General features: G+C 60.2%; 19 protein-coding genes. 15 read left to right on the forward strand and 4 right to left on the reverse strand.

Annotated elements, in window-relative coordinates:
* Positions 1-122: 122 nt before the first annotated feature.
* From AB4N84_RS15145 to AB4N84_RS15200, 12 genes are all read left to right on the forward strand, one after another.
* Positions 123-1,145 carry a Glu/Leu/Phe/Val dehydrogenase family protein gene (locus AB4N84_RS15145; protein ID WP_074753625.1) on the forward strand — a complete coding sequence of 341 codons (1,023 nt, stop codon included), beginning with the start codon at positions 123-125 and terminating at the stop codon, positions 1,143-1,145.
* Positions 1,146-1,249: 104 nt separating this feature from the next.
* A complete protein-coding gene (gene pdhA / locus AB4N84_RS15150) occupies positions 1,250-2,350 on the forward strand; it encodes a pyruvate dehydrogenase (acetyl-transferring) E1 component subunit alpha (RefSeq protein WP_460042067.1) in 1,101 nt (366 codons plus the stop codon).
* Positions 2,340-3,344 (forward strand): alpha-ketoacid dehydrogenase subunit beta, encoded by a 1,005-nt coding sequence (locus AB4N84_RS15155; protein WP_460042068.1) that lies wholly within the window; start codon positions 2,340-2,342, stop codon positions 3,342-3,344. The genes pdhA and AB4N84_RS15155 overlap by 11 nt, the downstream gene beginning before the upstream one ends.
* An 18-nt stretch (positions 3,345-3,362) precedes the next feature.
* Entirely contained in the window at positions 3,363-4,469 is a 1,107-nt protein-coding gene (locus tag AB4N84_RS15160; protein ID WP_460042069.1) for a dihydrolipoamide acetyltransferase family protein, read from the forward strand.
* A 424-nt stretch (positions 4,470-4,893) separates the two neighbouring features.
* Positions 4,894-5,169, forward strand: a complete 276-nt coding sequence (locus tag AB4N84_RS15165) for a BufA1 family periplasmic bufferin-type metallophore (protein ID WP_074753949.1) — start codon at positions 4,894-4,896, stop codon at positions 5,167-5,169.
* Positions 5,169-5,609 (forward strand): DoxX family protein, encoded by a 441-nt coding sequence (locus tag AB4N84_RS15170; RefSeq protein ID WP_460042070.1) that lies wholly within the window; start codon positions 5,169-5,171, stop codon positions 5,607-5,609. Before AB4N84_RS15165 ends, AB4N84_RS15170 begins: the two co-directional genes overlap by 1 nt.
* Before the next feature lie 59 nt (positions 5,610-5,668).
* Positions 5,669-6,445, forward strand: a complete 777-nt coding sequence (locus tag AB4N84_RS15175) for an alpha/beta fold hydrolase (RefSeq protein WP_460042071.1) — start codon at positions 5,669-5,671, stop codon at positions 6,443-6,445.
* A 62-nt stretch (positions 6,446-6,507) separates the two neighbouring features.
* Positions 6,508-6,783, forward strand: coding sequence for a BufA2 family periplasmic bufferin-type metallophore (bufA2, locus tag AB4N84_RS15180; RefSeq protein ID WP_074753637.1), 276 nt, complete (start codon positions 6,508-6,510; stop codon positions 6,781-6,783).
* Between the two features lie 97 nt (positions 6,784-6,880).
* A complete protein-coding gene (locus AB4N84_RS15185; RefSeq protein ID WP_460042072.1) occupies positions 6,881-8,212 on the forward strand; it encodes an acetamidase/formamidase family protein in 1,332 nt (443 codons plus the stop codon).
* Between the two features lie 436 nt (positions 8,213-8,648).
* Complete coding sequence (bufB, locus tag AB4N84_RS15190) at positions 8,649-9,491, forward strand: MNIO family bufferin maturase (protein WP_460042073.1); 843 nt, start codon at positions 8,649-8,651, stop codon at positions 9,489-9,491.
* On the forward strand, positions 9,488-10,246 hold the full coding sequence (locus AB4N84_RS15195) for an HvfC/BufC family peptide modification chaperone (protein WP_460042074.1): 759 nt from the start codon (positions 9,488-9,490) through the stop codon (positions 10,244-10,246). Before bufB ends, AB4N84_RS15195 begins: the two co-directional genes overlap by 4 nt.
* A gap of 5 nt (positions 10,247-10,251) precedes the next feature.
* Positions 10,252-11,313 (forward strand): alpha/beta fold hydrolase, encoded by a 1,062-nt coding sequence (locus AB4N84_RS15200; protein WP_460042076.1) that lies wholly within the window; start codon positions 10,252-10,254, stop codon positions 11,311-11,313.
* Between the two features lie 69 nt (positions 11,314-11,382).
* On the opposite strand, the gene AB4N84_RS15205 is transcribed toward AB4N84_RS15200, so the two are convergent.
* The gene (locus AB4N84_RS15205; protein ID WP_074753647.1) at positions 11,383-11,643 is read right to left on the reverse strand and encodes a YebG family protein; all 261 of its coding nucleotides are present in this window, start codon (positions 11,641-11,643) and stop codon (positions 11,383-11,385) included.
* A 254-nt stretch (positions 11,644-11,897) separates the two neighbouring features.
* Here AB4N84_RS15205 and AB4N84_RS15210 point away from each other — a divergent pair, with 254 nt between their 5' ends.
* A complete protein-coding gene (locus AB4N84_RS15210) occupies positions 11,898-12,386 on the forward strand; it encodes a phosphate-starvation-inducible protein PsiE (protein ID WP_074753649.1) in 489 nt (162 codons plus the stop codon).
* Positions 12,387-12,462: 76 nt separating this feature from the next.
* Here AB4N84_RS15210 and AB4N84_RS15215 read toward each other — a convergent pair whose 3' ends face one another.
* The 3 genes from AB4N84_RS15215 to AB4N84_RS15225 all read right to left on the reverse strand — a co-directional run bounded on the left by AB4N84_RS15215 (position 12,463) and on the right by AB4N84_RS15225 (position 14,197).
* Positions 12,463-12,798, reverse strand: coding sequence for a YXWGXW repeat-containing protein (locus tag AB4N84_RS15215; RefSeq protein ID WP_346832612.1), 336 nt, complete (start codon positions 12,796-12,798; stop codon positions 12,463-12,465).
* A gap of 221 nt (positions 12,799-13,019) precedes the next feature.
* Entirely contained in the window at positions 13,020-13,349 is a 330-nt protein-coding gene (locus AB4N84_RS15220; RefSeq protein ID WP_460042077.1) for a DUF3509 domain-containing protein, read from the reverse strand.
* 428 nt (positions 13,350-13,777) lie between these two features.
* Positions 13,778-14,197: an HPF/RaiA family ribosome-associated protein gene (locus tag AB4N84_RS15225; RefSeq protein WP_074753655.1), complete on the reverse strand. Its 420-nt coding sequence runs from the start codon at positions 14,195-14,197 to the stop codon at positions 13,778-13,780.
* Positions 14,198-14,461: 264 nt separating this feature from the next.
* Here AB4N84_RS15225 and AB4N84_RS15230 point away from each other — a divergent pair, with 264 nt between their 5' ends.
* Both AB4N84_RS15230 and AB4N84_RS15235 read left to right on the forward strand, forming a co-directional pair.
* The gene (locus AB4N84_RS15230; RefSeq protein WP_460042078.1) at positions 14,462-15,070 is read left to right on the forward strand and encodes an RNA polymerase sigma factor; all 609 of its coding nucleotides are present in this window, start codon (positions 14,462-14,464) and stop codon (positions 15,068-15,070) included.
* Complete coding sequence (locus tag AB4N84_RS15235; RefSeq protein WP_460042079.1) at positions 15,067-16,077, forward strand: FecR family protein; 1,011 nt, start codon at positions 15,067-15,069, stop codon at positions 16,075-16,077. Before AB4N84_RS15230 ends, AB4N84_RS15235 begins: the two co-directional genes overlap by 4 nt.
* Positions 16,078-16,192 lie beyond the last annotated feature (115 nt).

A 16,192-nucleotide genomic window follows, 5' to 3' on the forward strand; every position in this document is an offset into this window, starting at 1 on the left:
TTATGGGCTGACGCGCTCCGCCGAACGTATGCCGACAGATTGTCTGGATATGTCCGACGAGGCCCGTCGTTTTTTCTGTCAGCGCCTATACTCGCAATACAAAAAAAACGGGAGCACTGCCTATGTTCGCTCTCATGCAAAGCTCACGCGTTCAATCGCTGCACTTGATTGTCGACCCACAGACTTGCCTTAAAGCCGTGGTCGCAATCCACAGCAGTCGGAAGGGCCCTGCTCTGGGTGGCTGTCGCTACCTGTCCTATCCAAATGAAGAGAGCGCCATCGAAGACGCTATTCAGTTGGCCAAGAATATGAGCTACAAGGCGGTTCTGGCTGGCTTGTCGCTGGGCGGTGGAACGGCCGTTATTTTGCGGCCTGCGCATGTACCTGATCGCGCTGCGTTGTTCGAAGCCTTTGGGCGGTTCATCCAGACGCTGGATGGCCGCTATATCACGGCGATGGACAGCGGCACGTCCAGCGAAGACATGGATTGCATCGCTCAATACACCCAGCACGTCACCAGCACCACGGAATCGGGCGATCCTTCGGCGTACACCGCCATGGGCTTGTACGCCGGTATTCGCACCACCGCCATGGCCCGGTTGGGCAGCGATAACCTGGAAGGGTTGCGCGTGGCGATTCAAGGCCTGGGGCATGTCGGCTACGCGTTGGCAGAGCAACTGCATGCGGCGGGTGCCGAATTACTGGTCGCCGATCTCGACAGCGGCAAAGTACAGCTGGCGATGGAGCAGATGGGCGCCAAGCCCGTGTCCAGCGAGGCCTTGCTCAGCACGCCTTGCGACATCCTGGCGCCCTGCGGATTGGGCGGCGTATTGAACAGCCACAGTGTCACCAAGTTGCGCTGCGCGGCCGTGGCCGGCGGGGCCAACAATCAACTGAGCTGCCCGGCCATTGCCGACCAGCTCGAATCCCGCGGCATCCTCTATGCACCTGATTACGTGATCAATTCCGGCGGATTGATCTACGTCGCGCTGCAACATCAAGGAGAAAACCAGAACACTATCACCGCGCATCTGTCCCAGATAGGAACACGGCTGACTGAAGTATTTGCCCATGCCCAGGCCGAGAAGCGCTCACCCGCGCGGGTAGCCGATGCATTGGCAGAACGCCTGTTGAACATCGAGTAGGCGCCTCACCGGCGCCTTTCGAATCAGGCTCGCGACCACAAGTGGCGAGTGGTGACCATCACGCGTGCGTCGCTCAGGCGTCGTCGCGTGCTCAGGAGTGTGCAATGACCAATGACAAGATCGATCTTGCGTACACCCGTTATCTGTCCCCCGACGGTCGTCTGACCGGAGAACTTCCTCCCTGGGCTGATGACTTCAACCTGCTCACCCGTCTCTATCGCCAAATGGTGCTGACCCGACTCTTCGACCAGAAGGCCGTCGCATTGCAGCGCACCGGACGCATCGGGACATACGCCCCAACGTTGGGCCAGGAAGCGATCGGTGTTGCCATCGGCAGCCTGATGCACCCCGAAGACGTCTTGATCCCTTATTACCGCGACACCGCCGTGCAGTTGATGCGTGGCGTGCGTATGGAGGAAATCCTGCTGTATTGGGGCGGCGATGAGCGCGGCAGCGATTACGCCGAACCGACCGTGGCGCAGGACTTTCCGCTCTGTGTCCCGATTGCGACCCAGGCGCTGCATGCCTGTGGTGTGGCCAGCGCGTTCAAGATTCGCGGTGAGCACCGCGTGGCCGTGACCACGTGCGGGGATGGCGCCACCAGCAAGGGCGACTTTCTTGAAGCGTTGAACGTGGCCGGCGCCTGGCAATTGCCGGTGGTGTTCGTCATCAACAATAACCAGTGGGCCATTTCCGTGCCTCGGCGTATTCAGTGCGGCGCGCCGACGCTGGCGCAAAAGGCCATTGGCGCCGGCTTTCATGGCGAGCAGGTGGACGGTAACGACATCCTCGCCGTCTACGACCGCATGCAGATTGCGCTGGAACGCGCACGCAAGGGCAAGGGGCCGGTTCTGCTGGAGTGCCTGAGTTATCGCTTGGGCGATCACACCACCGCCGACGATGCCACGCGCTACCGGGCGGCCGAAGAAGTGAAGCAGGCGTGGCAGGAAGAACCGATCAAACGTCTGCAGTCGTTCATGGCCAGTCAGGGCGTTTGGGACGAAAACCGCGAACAGGCGCTGATCGCCGAATGCCAGGGTCTGGTTCAGCAGTCTGTGGATAACTTCGAAAGCGCAGGCAATCAGGCGCCCGAATCGGTGATGGATCACGTGTACGCGAAGTGGCCGGCACCGTTGGCCGATCAGCGTGAGTGGTTCCTTGAGCGCGTGGCGCGTCGTCATGGAGGTGCCGGTCATGGCGAATGACATTCCCACAGCAGATAAAAAGCTGAGCCTGCTGGAGGCGGTGAACCTGGCGATGCACCGGGCCATGAGCGAAGACGAAAACGTCGTCGTGCTGGGTGAAGACGTCGGCGTCAACGGTGGCGTGTTCCGGGCGACGCAAGGCTTGCGCGATGCCTTCGGCTTCAAGCGTGTGATCGACTCGCCGCTGGCGGAAACCATGCTGGGCGGACTGGTCGTCGGCATGGCTGCACAAGGGCTCAAACCCGTGGTGGAAATCCAGTTCATGGGCTTCATCTATGCGGCCATGGAGCATCTGGTTTCCCATGCCTCGCGCATGCGTAACCGCACGCGCGGTCGGCTGAGTTGCCCCATGGTCATGCGCTCCCCAATGGGCGCGGGGATTCGTGCGCCGGAGCACCACAGCGAAAGCACCGAGGCGATGTTCGCCCACGTGCCGGGCTTGCGCGTCGTCATCCCGTCGTCGCCCGCCCGCGCTTACGGCTTGTTGCTCGCGGCCATCGACGATCCTGACCCGGTGATCTTTCTGGAGCCCACAAGGCTTTACCGCATGAATCCGCAGACGCTGGTCGATGATGGCAAGCGCCTGCCGCTGGACACCTGTTTCACCCTGCGTGAAGGCAGCGACATCACGCTCATCAGTTGGGGGGCGAGCGTCCACGAAACCCTGCTGGCCGCAAATGCTCTGGCCGAACAGGGTGTATCGGCGGAGGTGATCGACGTGGCGTGTGTCAAACCGCTGGACCTCGACACGCTGGAGGCCTCGGTGCGAAAAACCGGCCGCTGCGTGATCGTCCACGAAGCGCCCCGTTCGGGTGGGCTGGGCGGGGACATTGCCGCGAGCCTTTATGAGCGTGTCTTTCTGGACTTGCAGGCGCCGATTCAACGGGTCACTGCGCCGGACATTCCGCCGCCGCTTTACCGGTTGGAGCAGCTGTATATCCCCAGCGTCGAAGACATTCTTCACGCCTGCGACAGTGCCCTGAATTTCGCCTGACGGCCGAGGAGGCTTGCGATGAAATATTTCAAACTGCCCGATCTGGGCGAAGGGTTGCAGGAAGCGGAAATCGTCCAGTGGCACGTCAAGGCCGGGGACACGGTGAAAGCCGATCAGCTCGTGGTGTCTGTCGAAACCGCTAAAGCCATCGTCGACATCCCAGCGCCGTATGACGGTGTGGTGGCGAAGGTCTATGGCGGCGATGGCGACATCCTGCATGTCGGTGAGCCGCTGATGGCGTTCGAAGGCGAGGGCGATGCGGGCACGGTGGTCGGCCGTCTGGAGGGCGGGGGAAACAGCCAGGACGATCAATTCTTCGTCGGCGCTGCGCCTTCGACCCGCGAGCACATGTCGACCCGCGCCACACCGGCGGTGCGTCAGCTGGCGCGACAACTGGGCGTGGACCTCAATGCGCTGAGCGGCTCGGGCAGCGACGGTCTGATCACCCGCGCCGATGTGGAAAACGCTTCCCAGGCGGAGCGCGACAGGTTTGGCGGCGAAAAACTGCGCGGCGTGCGGCGCAGCATGGCGCTGAACATGGCCAAGTCCCACGCCGAAGTGGTGCCAGTGACGATTTTCGGCGACGCCGATCTGCATCGCTGGGGTTCAGCGCGCGATCCGTTGATTCGTATCGGCAAAGCGATGGCGGCGGCGTGCAAGGTGGAACCGGTGCTGAACAGCTGGTTCGACGGCAAATCACTCTCGATCAAGCATCACGACAACCTCGACCTGGGGATTGCCGTGGACACGCCCGACGGCTTGTTCGTGCCGGTGCTGCGCGATGTCGGCAATCGTCAGTCGGCGGACCTGAAAGAGGGCATGAATCGCCTGCGGGCGGACGTCAAGGCCCGCTCGATTCCGCCGCGGGAAATGATGGGTGCGACGATCACCCTGTCCAACTTCGGCACGCTGTTTGGCCGTTACGCCAATCCGGTCGTCGTGCCCCCGCAGGTAGCGATCATCGGCGCGGGTGGCATTCGTGAAGAGCCGGTGGCGATGGACGGGCAGGTGGTGATTCACCCGATCCTGCCGCTGTCGCTGACTTTCGATCACCGCGCAGTGACCGGGGGAGAGGCGGCACGGTTTTTCAGGGCGTTGGTGGATGAATTGGAGAAGCCGGAGTAGCCATAAGTACCGCGCACGTACTGCGCACCGCGAACCCTTGTAGGCGCGGCGCGCACGTATTGCGCATCGCGAACCCTTGTAGGAGCGCGCTTGGTCTGGGCCGCATCCGGACGATTGCAGTGTGTCAGTCAATAGATGTGGCTCAGGCAGATGGCAATCACGGCAAGCGCGCTCCTACAGTGATTTACCTCCCCTCCCGTTACGCGAACATTTCTCAACGTCGGTTTTATTCCATCTGGCTTTGTATCGGACTGTATACCCATGCCCGGCAGATACATCTGCTCAGGCTTCAGCGCGCCGGGCGACACAGTCGAGATACAGGCCCGCGATTAAATCTCCTCACCGAAAGGCGTCGCCGGTTTCAACGTTGAAACCCAAGAAGGATGCCGGACTCGGCCCAGTCCCTAACGTTTTGGAGATGACCATGAACACTAAATACGCCGCCCTTGCCGCCACACTCGCGTTGTCGCTGACCGCTCTGGCCGGCACCGCTTCCGCCGCCGATCAGGCCAGCCCGAAAGAGAAATGCTACGGCGTGTCCCTCGCCGGTCAGAACGACTGCGCTGCCGGCCCGGGCACGTCGTGCGCCGCCACTGCGGTCGCGGACTATCAGGGCGATGCCTGGGTGCTGGTCGACAAAGGCACGTGCACCACGATCAAGACGCCCAAGGGCTTTGGCTCGTTGACGGAACAGAAGTGATGCGCGGTTCGATTCTGGCGCCGACGCTGCGGGCCGCCATGCCCAGTGCGTTGCTGTTGATCGCCCGGGTCGGCATTGCGTCGGTGTTCTTCCTGTCGGGCCGTACGAAAGTAACCGGTCTGCTGACCATCAAGCCCTCGACGTTTCAGCTGTTCCAGTACGAATACGCGCTGCCGTTGATCCCGACTGATCTGGCGGCACACCTGGCGACCTATGCCGAGCATCTGTTTCCGATTCTGCTGGTGCTTGGCTTGCTGACACGACCGGCTGCCGCTGCGCTGTTGGGCATGACGGCGGTGATCGAGATTTTCGTTTACCCGGACGCCTGGCCAACTCACCTGACGTGGGCCGGATTACTTCTGCCGCTGGTGGTGTATGGCGCCGGACGATGGTCGTTGGATCACCTGTTTTTCGGACGGTCTCGCGCCGCCCGCCATTGAGTTCGCAACACAAAAAACTGAAACCTGAGCGGGGCTGAACAGGCCCCCGGAGAGTCACCATGCGTACAATTTCCAAACTCGCCCTCGGCGTCATGGCCGTGGCCGCTCCGTTTTTCGTCTCTGCGGCGACACCCGCTGCTGCACCCGTCGCACCGACGGGCGCGAAAAACATCGTGATCGTTCACGGTTCTTTCGTTGACGGTTCGGGCTGGCGAGTCGTGCACGACATCCTGATACACAAGGGCTACAAGGTCACCGTGGTGCAGCAGCCTGCGACCAACCTGGACGAAGACATTGCTGCCACCCGCGAAATTCTCGACCAGCAGGTCGGCCCGGTGGTGCTGGTCGGTCACAGCTCTGGCGGTGGTGTGATCAGCGCCGCCGGCATCCGTGACAAGGTCAAAGCGCTGGTCTACGTGGCTGCTTTGCAACCCGAAGTGGGCGAGAGCATGGGGCAGTTGATCGCCTCGATGCCTGCGCCAAGCGATGACGTGCGACCCACTCGCGACGGTCATCTGTTCTTTGATCGCACCAAATTCAATGCCGACTTCGCGGCGGACCTGACCACCAACCGCACCGATTTCATGGCCGCTTCGCAACCTGCTGCGACCGCTGCCACCTTTGGTGCGCAAGCCTGGGCCGCGGCCTGGCACAACAAGCCGACCTACGCAATCGTCGCCACAGATGACCGCGCCCTGAGCCCCGATCTGCAGCGCTGGATGTACAAGCGCGCCGGTTCCAAGGTCACCGAAATCAAGGCCAGCCACTCCGTTTACATCTCGCAGCCTGAAGCCGTCGCTCAGGTGATCGAAGACGCCGCGCTGGCCGTCAAGTGACGTTTACGCCACCGATTCAGCACCCCTTTATTGATTTATCCCGACCGCAATTGGAGAACACCATGATCGCTTCGAACAAATCCCGCTTCAGCATCGCCACCGCCGCCGCTCTGCTTGCCTTGGCATCGGCTTCCTTCAGCGTCGGCGCATCGGCTGCCGATGCAAGCGCCGAAAAGCCAGGCCGTTGCTACGGCGTCAACGGTTGCAAAGGTGAAAGCCTGTGCGCGACTGCCAAGAATGACTGCAAAGGCCTGAACAGCTGCAAGGGCCAAGGCGTGATCGTCAAGACTCCCTCCGAATGCCTGAAAGCCGGTGGCACCCTGACCGAGCCTAAATAAGGCGGGTGACAGAGCCCGTCCAGTGCGACGGGCTTTTTGCTTTTTATCTGCCGTCGTTGGTGGCGGCTGCGGCTTGTACAACGCGGAGGATCGACCATTGAAGACTGCCCAGCCTGAATCGATCATCGGGAAGACTCCCGTCGATCGCTTGACCGTAAATCGTTACACCCATGGCATCATCGGCCCGAGTCAGCCGATGCTGGGCCCGCTGTCCGACGGTGGCACCCTTATCACCGGTACCCCGCCGGGATGCTGGGGACCGATGATCACACCTGCGTTTCAGGGTGGTCATGAGGTCACCGAACCCGTTGCGATTGTCGGCGCTGAAGTCGGTGATGCCGTGGCACTGAAGATTACCCGGATGCGCGTGACGTCCATCGCGACATCATCGGGGGTCATGAGCTTTGTCGTGGGACGCTATCACGGTGATCCTTTTGTCTCTAAATTCTGTTCCGACTGCGGCACCGAACACCCGGCGAGTCATGTCGAAGGCGTGGGTGAAGACGCCATCCGCTGCGACAACTGCGGCGCCGAGGTCAACGCGTTTCGCTTCAGCAATGGTTACGTGATCGTGCTGGATCCGGAAAACCAGGTCAGCCTGACGGTCAGTCAGGAGATCGCCAACCGCCTGGCGGGCAATGCATCTCAAATGTCGGCCTTGCCCGAACTCGCCGAACAGCATTCGATCCTGTCGCTGGCTCGCGCCGACATGCCAGGCGTTGCCGCGCACATGCGCCCGTTTCTCGGCAACATTGGTACCACGCCAGCGCGCGATTTGCCGGACTCCCACAACTGCGCCGATTTCGGTCAGTACCTGATCGACGCACCGCATCGCTTCGGCATGACCCGTGATGAACTGCATGCAGCGAAGACCGATGGCCACATGGACACAAACTCGGTGCGTGAGGGCTGCATCCTGATCTGCCCGGTCAAGGTGCCAGGCGCCGGGGTATACATGGGTGACATGCATGCCCAGCAAGGCAACGGTGAAATCGCCGGGCACGCCACCGATGTCTCGGGCGAAACGGAACTGACCGTCGAGGTGATCAAGAACCTCACCATCGAAGGGCCGATCCTGCTGCAGAATTTCGATGACCTGCCACCGATGGCCAGACCCATGTCCCCCGAACAGCGGCGCAAGGTGCAGGCGTTAGGCGCACGCTGGGGGCAGACCGAGATCGAAGAAAACGGTCCGATCACTTTTCTGGGGAGCGGTGAAAACCTTAACGTCGCCACTGAAAACGGGCTGAGTCGTGCTGCGGCTGTGACCGGTCTTTCATACGACGAAGTGCGCAACCGCGCGACCATTGCGGGGTCCATTGAGATCAGTCGCTTGCCTGGGACTGTACGCGTCACGTTTCTGTGCCCGATGCCAATTCTGGATCGTATGGGCATCGGTCATCTGGTGCGCGAGAAATATCATCTCTGATCGTCAGTGTTCAAACCCTGTGGGGTTGAGTTTGCTGATGTACGTTTTTGGCCAGACCGACCCCTTCCTTTCGGCGGTCACACTGCATTCGTCAGCCAGCTCAACGCCCACGGCCTTCGGTAAGACTCAAATACTCTATGTCGACATGCATGCCGACTTCTCCCCGGAGGGGGTGGGAGCCCGGCTTGCCAGCGATTTAGCGCGGAGCGACCGCAAAACGGGCCCGTTGGTTTTATGAGCTGGCGCATTCGCCCCGAATTTGTACCGCACTGTGTACGGACTGTCGCTGGATACACGGGCTTGATTTTGCGGGCCTCGCGGGACACAGAGGGGATACAGCGGGACGTTTAAATCTGTACACCGAAAGGCGCTAAACAGAGCCCGGTTGAGTGGCTCGTTAAGGCGTCGTAGCAATCCTTTCTACGGGGTACGCATCATGTCAGCTTTCTTTTCAGGATACGGGCTGGGCCTGCGTCGCGAGCACTACCGTGACTTCCTGGAGACTCAGGTTCCGGTAGATTTCGTCGAGGTCATCTCGGAAAACTTCATGGTCGAGGGCGGACAGCCGCGCAACATTCTGCGTCAAATGCGTGAGCGTCATCCGGTGGTGTTGCACGGTGTGTCCATGTCGATCGGCTCGGCGGACGGCCTTAACCCTGATTACCTCAAGCGCCTGAAAAGCCTGGTCGACGAAATCGAACCGTTGTTCGTTTCCGATCATCTGAGCTGGTCGCGCATCGGCGGCTTCAACTCCCACGACCTGCTGCCAGTGCCGTACACACAGGAGGCGCTGGAGCGGGTGTGCGCCAATATTCATCACGCTCAAGACGTGTTGGGTCGGACCATGCTGTTCGAGAACCCCTCCAGCTACCTGAGCTTTCCGGACGCCGCCATGACCGAGTGGGAATTCATCGCCGAGATGTCCCGACGCACCGGTTGCGAATTGCTGCTCGACGTCAATAACGTCTACGTCAGTGCCTGTAATCATGGCTTCGACCCGTTGGCGTTTCTCGATGGTATTCCGGCTGAACGCGTGCGTCAGATCCACCTCGCGGGACACAGTCAGGGGCCCGATCTGTTGATCGACACCCACGACAGCCCGGTGTGCACCGACGTCTGGGACCTTTACGCCAAAGCCATTTCGTTGCTCGGTCCGGTCGCCACCATGATCGAACGCGACGACGATATTCCGCCCCTCGGCGAACTGCTGCAGGAGTTGTCCATCGCCCGTGCGTTGGGCGCTTCCGAAACGACACGCCGCGCAGGAGAAGCCGCATGACCCTCGCCGAGATGCAGCGTGATTTTCAGTCATGGCTGGTCGATGCATCCGAAGACGCGGCCGACCGTTTGAGTGTTCACGCCGCCGCAGGCCTTGCGGTGTATCAGAATAATTACCGGGCACAGTTGGTGAGTTGCCTGGAACATGCCTTCCCGCAATTGCGCACCTGGCTGGGCGAGGAAGCGTTCCGTCATACGGCCATCGACCATATCGACCACTGTCCACCTTACGCGTGGACGCTGGATGCCTACGCCGAGCATTTCGGCGAGACCCTGCGTCGACGTTTTCCCGAAAACCCTGACATTCACGAGCTCGCCTGGATCGAACAGGCCTTGAGTGAGGCGTTCGTGGCCAGAGATGCCGCGCCGCTTTCCCCCGATGCGTTGGCGACCGTCGACTGGGACCACGCCCGGTTGCGCTTCACGCCGTCGTTACGGATTCATGTCATGACCACCAACGTCGAAGCGGTCTGGTCGGCGTTATGTGAGGGGCGTACGCCACCGGACAGCGAAATGCTGGCAGAGGCGGGCGGCCTGATCGTCTGGCGGCGAGGGTTCACGTCCCGGTTGCGAGAGGTCGACGCCGTGGAGTACCTGGCACTGGTTCAGCTCCAGCAGAACGGCAGCTTTATCGACCTGTGCGAGATGCTCGTGGCTAGGCTGGGTGAGCAGGAGGGCGTGGCAAGGGCGGGTGCGTTACTCGCGAGCTGGCTTGGCAGTGAGCTGATCATTGATGTCGAAGCGGCTGAGGAATGAAAACAATGTCCACGTTCACCCTCAACCGTCGGCATTTTCTGACCTCGTCTGCGGCAGGCGTTGCAGCGTTTGCACTCAGTGATCTGACCCCCGCGATGGCAGCCTACGAGCCTGTCGAAAAAAAGGCTGCGGTGAAATCCTCCGGCACGGCCGCCGCGCTGGGGCCGATCAAGCAGGTCACCACCGATGTGCTCGACATCGGTTACTACGAGGCAGGTCCTGAAGACGGTCGCCCTGTCGTGCTCCTGCACGGATTCCCCTACGACATTCACAGCTACGTCGAGGTGGCGCCGATCCTGGCCGCGCAGGGTATGCGGGTGATCGTTCCGCATTTGCGCGGGCATGGCAGCACGACGTTTCTGGATAAATACACGCCACGTTCCGGTCAGCAAGCCGCGATCGGGCAGGACGTGCTGGACTTGATCACGGCGTTGCACATTCCGGAAGCGGTGTTCGCAGGGTTTGGCTGGGGTGGTCGTGCGGCGTGTGTCGCCGCTGCGTTGAAGCCTTCGAGGTGCGTGGGTTTGGTCTCGGTCAACAGCTACCTGATTCAGGACATTGCCAGGGCAAGCGAACCGCTGTCGGCACAGGTTGAATGGGGTTTGTGGTACCAGCATTATTTTCAGACCGCGCGTGGCCGCGCCGGACTGCAAGCGAATCGACACGAAATGGCGCGCCTTTTGTGGAAGAGCAATTCGCCGACCTGGCGTTTCGATGACGCGACGTTCGAGCGCTCGGCGGCGTCATTCGACAACCCGGATTACGTCGACGTGGTCATTCATTCCTATCGTCATCGCATGGGCCTGGCGCCCGGTGCGGCCGACTATGAAGAGATCGAAAAAAAGCTCGCTCAAAACCCGCCGATCAGCGCCCAGACCATTACCCTGGACGGCATGGCCGATGGCGTGATCGCTGCCACCGATGGCACCTCATCGGCAGCGCACTTCATCGGTACTCGGGAGCATCGGCAGATCCCTGACGTTGGCCACAACCTGCCGCAAGAAGCACCGCAGGCGTTTGCAGATGCTGTGGCAGCATTGGTGCGCAGCGGGAAGTGGAGGACGTGAGTTAAAACGGTCTTGCTGAGAGAAGACAGACGTGTGGGCGCAAGCTCGCTCCCACACGGGGTTTCAGCGTTACTCCGCCGCATCACTCAACAATTCATTCAATGCATCGGGCTGGTTCTTGAACGCGCGGGCGAAGACGTCGCGGTTCTTCGCCATGTAGATGCCAGCCTCTTCGACCTGTGCTTCGGACAGGGACGGCACGGCTTTACTCAATACGCTGGACAGCAGCTCGGCGAGTTCGAGCATCTTGTCATGACGGTCAGCTTCGGCTTTATCCATGAACAAACGCTCCAGATCTCGGCTGCTGCGGTATACCACTTCGACGGCCATTTACCACCTCATATGCCTTCACGATAGTTAATCTTCAAGCGGGTACTGTTTATTTATACAGTGCGCAGCATAAGGGAATCGATGCCGCTTGGGTAGTGGCAATTCATACGCATTTTTAGCGCCACAACGCCTTGCGACATCCGGTCACGTTCTCAAGGGTAGCCAATGGCCCCTTTAATGCTTGGCCAATTGCGCAAGCAAAAGCTTCATGCGTGCGCGGCATCATTGCTCTGAATCACTCAAGGAAGTACATCGTGAAAATCAACTGGGCCGAATCCCTTCGTCAGCAGGTACACAGCTGTGCCGAGTCACTGGGCAATCTGTTCGTCGAGACCTTCCATTACCTGGCGCTGTTCGCCATCGGCGCGGTCACCGCGTGGGCCGCGGTCATGGCCTTTCTGGGGATGCTGGAGAAAGGGCACATCACGGTCGATGACATCCTGCTCTTGTTCATCTACCTGGAGTTGGGGGCGATGGTCGGGATCTATTTCAAGACCAACCACATGCCCGTGCGCTTCCTGATTTACGTGGCAATCACCGCGTTGACGCGCTTGCTCATCTCCGACGTTTCGCACCATGCGCCGCCGGATCTGGGCGTCGTGTACCTCAGTGGTGCGATTTTGCTGCTGGCGTTTGCGATCCTTGTCGTGCGTTACGCCTCCTCACAATTTCCGTCGGTGAAGGTCCCGGACCCTCATGGCAAAACGAAAGGGGCGGTGATCGACGAGAAGGGCGAGTTATAAATGACGTTTTGCCGGCCTGAATGAAAAATGCCCCGTCGATGTGGGGCATTTTTCTTTCTGCATGATGATCAGGTGATCAATTCACCCAAACCCCGACATGGTAATGCCAGCCGTCGCCCCGGTTTTCCCAGTACGGATGCTGGTAGCGGTACCCAGGCCGCACGGCTTCCCAGTGACCATGAACCGGGACATAGCGGTTGCCGTTCCAGCGCCAGTAGCCGCGGGACCAAATGTAGCCGGGGCGCGGCGCCGGTTCTTCTTCAATAATGCGTTCCGGGGGCGCCTGCGGGGCGATGACTTCGACATACTCGGCGCGCGGCGGCGGCCCGCGCCGCTCATGCACAACCCTTTCTTCCACGCAGCCGGTGGCCATCACCAGAACGCCAGCCAGCGCTAAATACCGTAGATACATTCCGCTACCTCCAACATGTCCACATCCGGCCACCACCCTCTGCGTTGCTCGGGGCGTGTTGGCTCGATACAGATTTGTTGTAACAGGTCGTTTCTGTCTGAGGGCTGAATCGGCGGGAAGTTAGCGCGGGGAAGCGATCACCGGCATTGCGACAGGAGTGCAGGAGCGAAGGGGGAGGCGACGGGAAATGTTCGCCTCCATTAGAAGATTTGCGCCATCGATCAGAGGCCCATCGCCTGGTTGGCACGGTTGAGCATTGACGCATTGGCGGCCGGCGGTGCCAATTGTTTTACGTCGCCATCGGTCATGGCGGCGAGGATCTTGATGGCGCTGTGACCTTGTTCGATGGCGATGCCGAATTGGACGCTCTCGATCAAGCGACGCAGGCGCTTGGGTGAATTACGTTGTTCAGCGCTTATCAAACGTTTAGCGACCACACCTGACTCGTTGGAAAGTGTCAGCATGATGGTTCCGTCGAGGCCCTGGATACTCAGGTTAACCCGGTAGTCTGGGTGAAAAGCATCGGTGATCTGTTGAAAAGGATTGTCCATGGCCTGTTACCTGATTATCGATCTGCATGAATTGACTGAACGTTTGTCCTTTTAGTTCTCGACGCAGGATCAACGGTATAAACAAACTGCGTCTGTGTTGGCGAGTCAGCTGCCCATCGGGCCGGAAAGGGCGTGGTCTGCAGAGGTTAAAGGCTCGACGTTTTGACCCTTGCAGGGTTCGGGCCATGCGGGACGGGCGGGGCTTTTAAAGCGACCATGAATCCTTTCAGCGCGGAAAGTGTGATGCGGTTTACTCTTTATAACTAATGAGTAAGTAGTAGCGAAGTGCCGTTCTAGTTGCACGCAGGCACCATTAGGGCGCTGTCTGCATGGTTTGTGTGCGCTTCAAATTGAAAATAAAAAGGGCGGGCCTGTCTCCACAGGCCCGCCCTTGTTTATTGAATGATTGAATGTCTCAAGCCGCTGGCTTAACCGTGCAGGGCTTCGTCTTTTTCCAGGAATTCTTCCTGTAGCAGGGCGTCGGGGTTATCCGAGTCGTCGCCTTTAACGTTGCTGAGGGTGGTGACTCCGCCGCGTTTGCTGCGCAGTTTGCCAAACAGGTGTTCCAGCGCGTGATCGAGTTTCACGGCGGCGCCGTCCACGGCCTGATCCAGCGAGTCGGCCTTGTGGGTCACGGAAATAGGTTGGTGTCCTTTTGGCCGGGCTTCCATCTGGCAGCGGATGTCATGCGGGCCGGGCTTATCGCCGTTCTCATCGCGGATATGGACTTCGACGCGGGTGAGGTCTTCTTCGTAGCGTTCGAGCGTGCTTTCAACGGTGGTTCGTACCCACTCCTCCAGTCGGATGCTGCTTTCGATGTGGTTATCGCTGTTGACCTGGATTTGCATAGTTCTTCCCTTACTTTGGCTTGCTCGGGAGAGTCTCGACGACACTGAAGTTTTCGTCTGCCCTCATTCACAGTGTTGGCGCCGATGAAGAAACAATTCAACCCCCAGATGCGAGAAAATATTTCCGGTGCGCAATCTTCACGTTGAAGGACGCGGGGCACCTGTGATGCGAAGAACCACCTAAAGGCGGGATTGGCCCGCAACGACGGGGGTTTCCCGTCAGATTCTTTTGCGCATGAGAATATTTATCATTAATATCGCGCCATGATTGATCTCCCGCCACCCGCCCTCGATTCGGTTTCACCCGAGATCGATCAAAACGCCCCGACAGCTGCGCGCGCACGCTTCCTTGAGGTGTTCCTGACCCAGCGCCCGCAAATGGAAGCGCTGGTGAGTCGGCGTGTCGGGTGCCGTGCGACGGCGGCCGATCTGGTGCAGGACCTGTTCATTCGGTTCTGGCGACGTCCGCTGGTGCAGGTGGAAGAGCTCAACACCTACTTGCTGCGTTGCGCGGGGAACATCGCCATCGATCATCTGCGTAACGAGGGCACCCGCGCCCGGCTTCATGAAGCGCTAATGCCTGAAGAGCCGGAACTGTGCAGCGACGTACCGCAGGCCGCGCTGGAAGCCAGTATTGATTTGCGACACATCGAAGCGGCATTGCGCGGATTGCCAGAAAAGACGCGGCAGATCTTCTTGCTCAATCGCATCCACGGTCGCAAATACGGCGAGATCGCCACCGTCATGGGACTTTCGCAAAGCGCGGTGGAAAAACACATGATGCGCGCCTTGCAAGCCTGCAAAGCGAGCCTGGGTCAAGGCACCGCGCAGGCGGTCCCACTCCGGACGAAGTCCGAGGAGGCGCGTCGATGAAAGCGCCTTCGGACACAACCCTCGTCGTTACGCCTGAACACCACGAAACGGCCCTGAGCTGGCTGAGCGTGCTGCATGATCAGCCGACAGTGGCCGAACAGACCCGTTTCAGCCGCTGGCTGAAGGCCGATCCCGCCCACGCGCAGGCGTATGCCGAGGCTCAAGTGATGTGGGAGATGACCGAAGCACCCGCTGCGAAGCTGGCCGGTGAAGACGCCGTCGCGCTTGAAGCGTTGCTCAAGGCAATGGACGCACCGCGTCCTGCAGGTCGCAGCCGCCAGCCCCTGATGCGCTGGAGCGCGGGCCTGGCGATAGCGGCCTGTCTGGTGCTGATGGTCAGTGTCGGCCTGGGTGTTCAGCCGCAGCGCTGGATCGACGATTTCGGTGCGGATTATGTCTCGGCGCCGGGGCAGGTCCGCAGCGTGATGCTGGCCGATGGGTCGCAGGTCACTCTGGATGCCGACAGCGCCGTCGCTGTGCATTTCACTCCGGGCGAGCGCCATGTTGAATTGCGTCGGGGCGCCGCATTCTTCCAGGTCACGCACACCGGCGAGCCATTCGTGGTCGAGGGTGGAAAAGGTGAAACACGAGTGCTGGGTACGCAGTTCGAAGTCCGTTTACAAACGGGTGGGGCGCAGGTGACCGTGCTCTCCGGGCGCGTCGGCGTCAAGGCGAATGCGGACAAGCCGCAGCAGATTCTCACAGCGGGACAACGGGTCAGTTATGACCGGACCCATACCCGCGATCCGAGCGTTGTCGACATTGAAAACGAACTGGCCTGGCGTCAGGGCTGGCTCAATTATTACCGAACGCCACTGGCGCAAGTGATCGACGATTTGAGCCGTTATTACCCCGGGCGCATCGTCGTGCTCAACGACAGGTTGGCCGCGAAGACCGTCAGTGGAAGCTTTCCCAGCAAGGACCCGCTAGCCGTGCTGGCTGCGTTGAAGTCGGTGGTCGGGTTCGAGCAGTACGAGGCGTTGGGGCGGGTGATTGTGATCCGCTGATTGATCGCGCAACAGCACATCCCCAGTGGGAGCGAGCTTGCTCGCGAAGGCGTTGTGTCAGTCAACATGAATGGAACTGATCTGACGCTTTTGCCAGCAAGCCGGCTCCTGCGGG

The organism is Pseudomonas sp. S2_H01 (genome assembly GCF_054668305.1).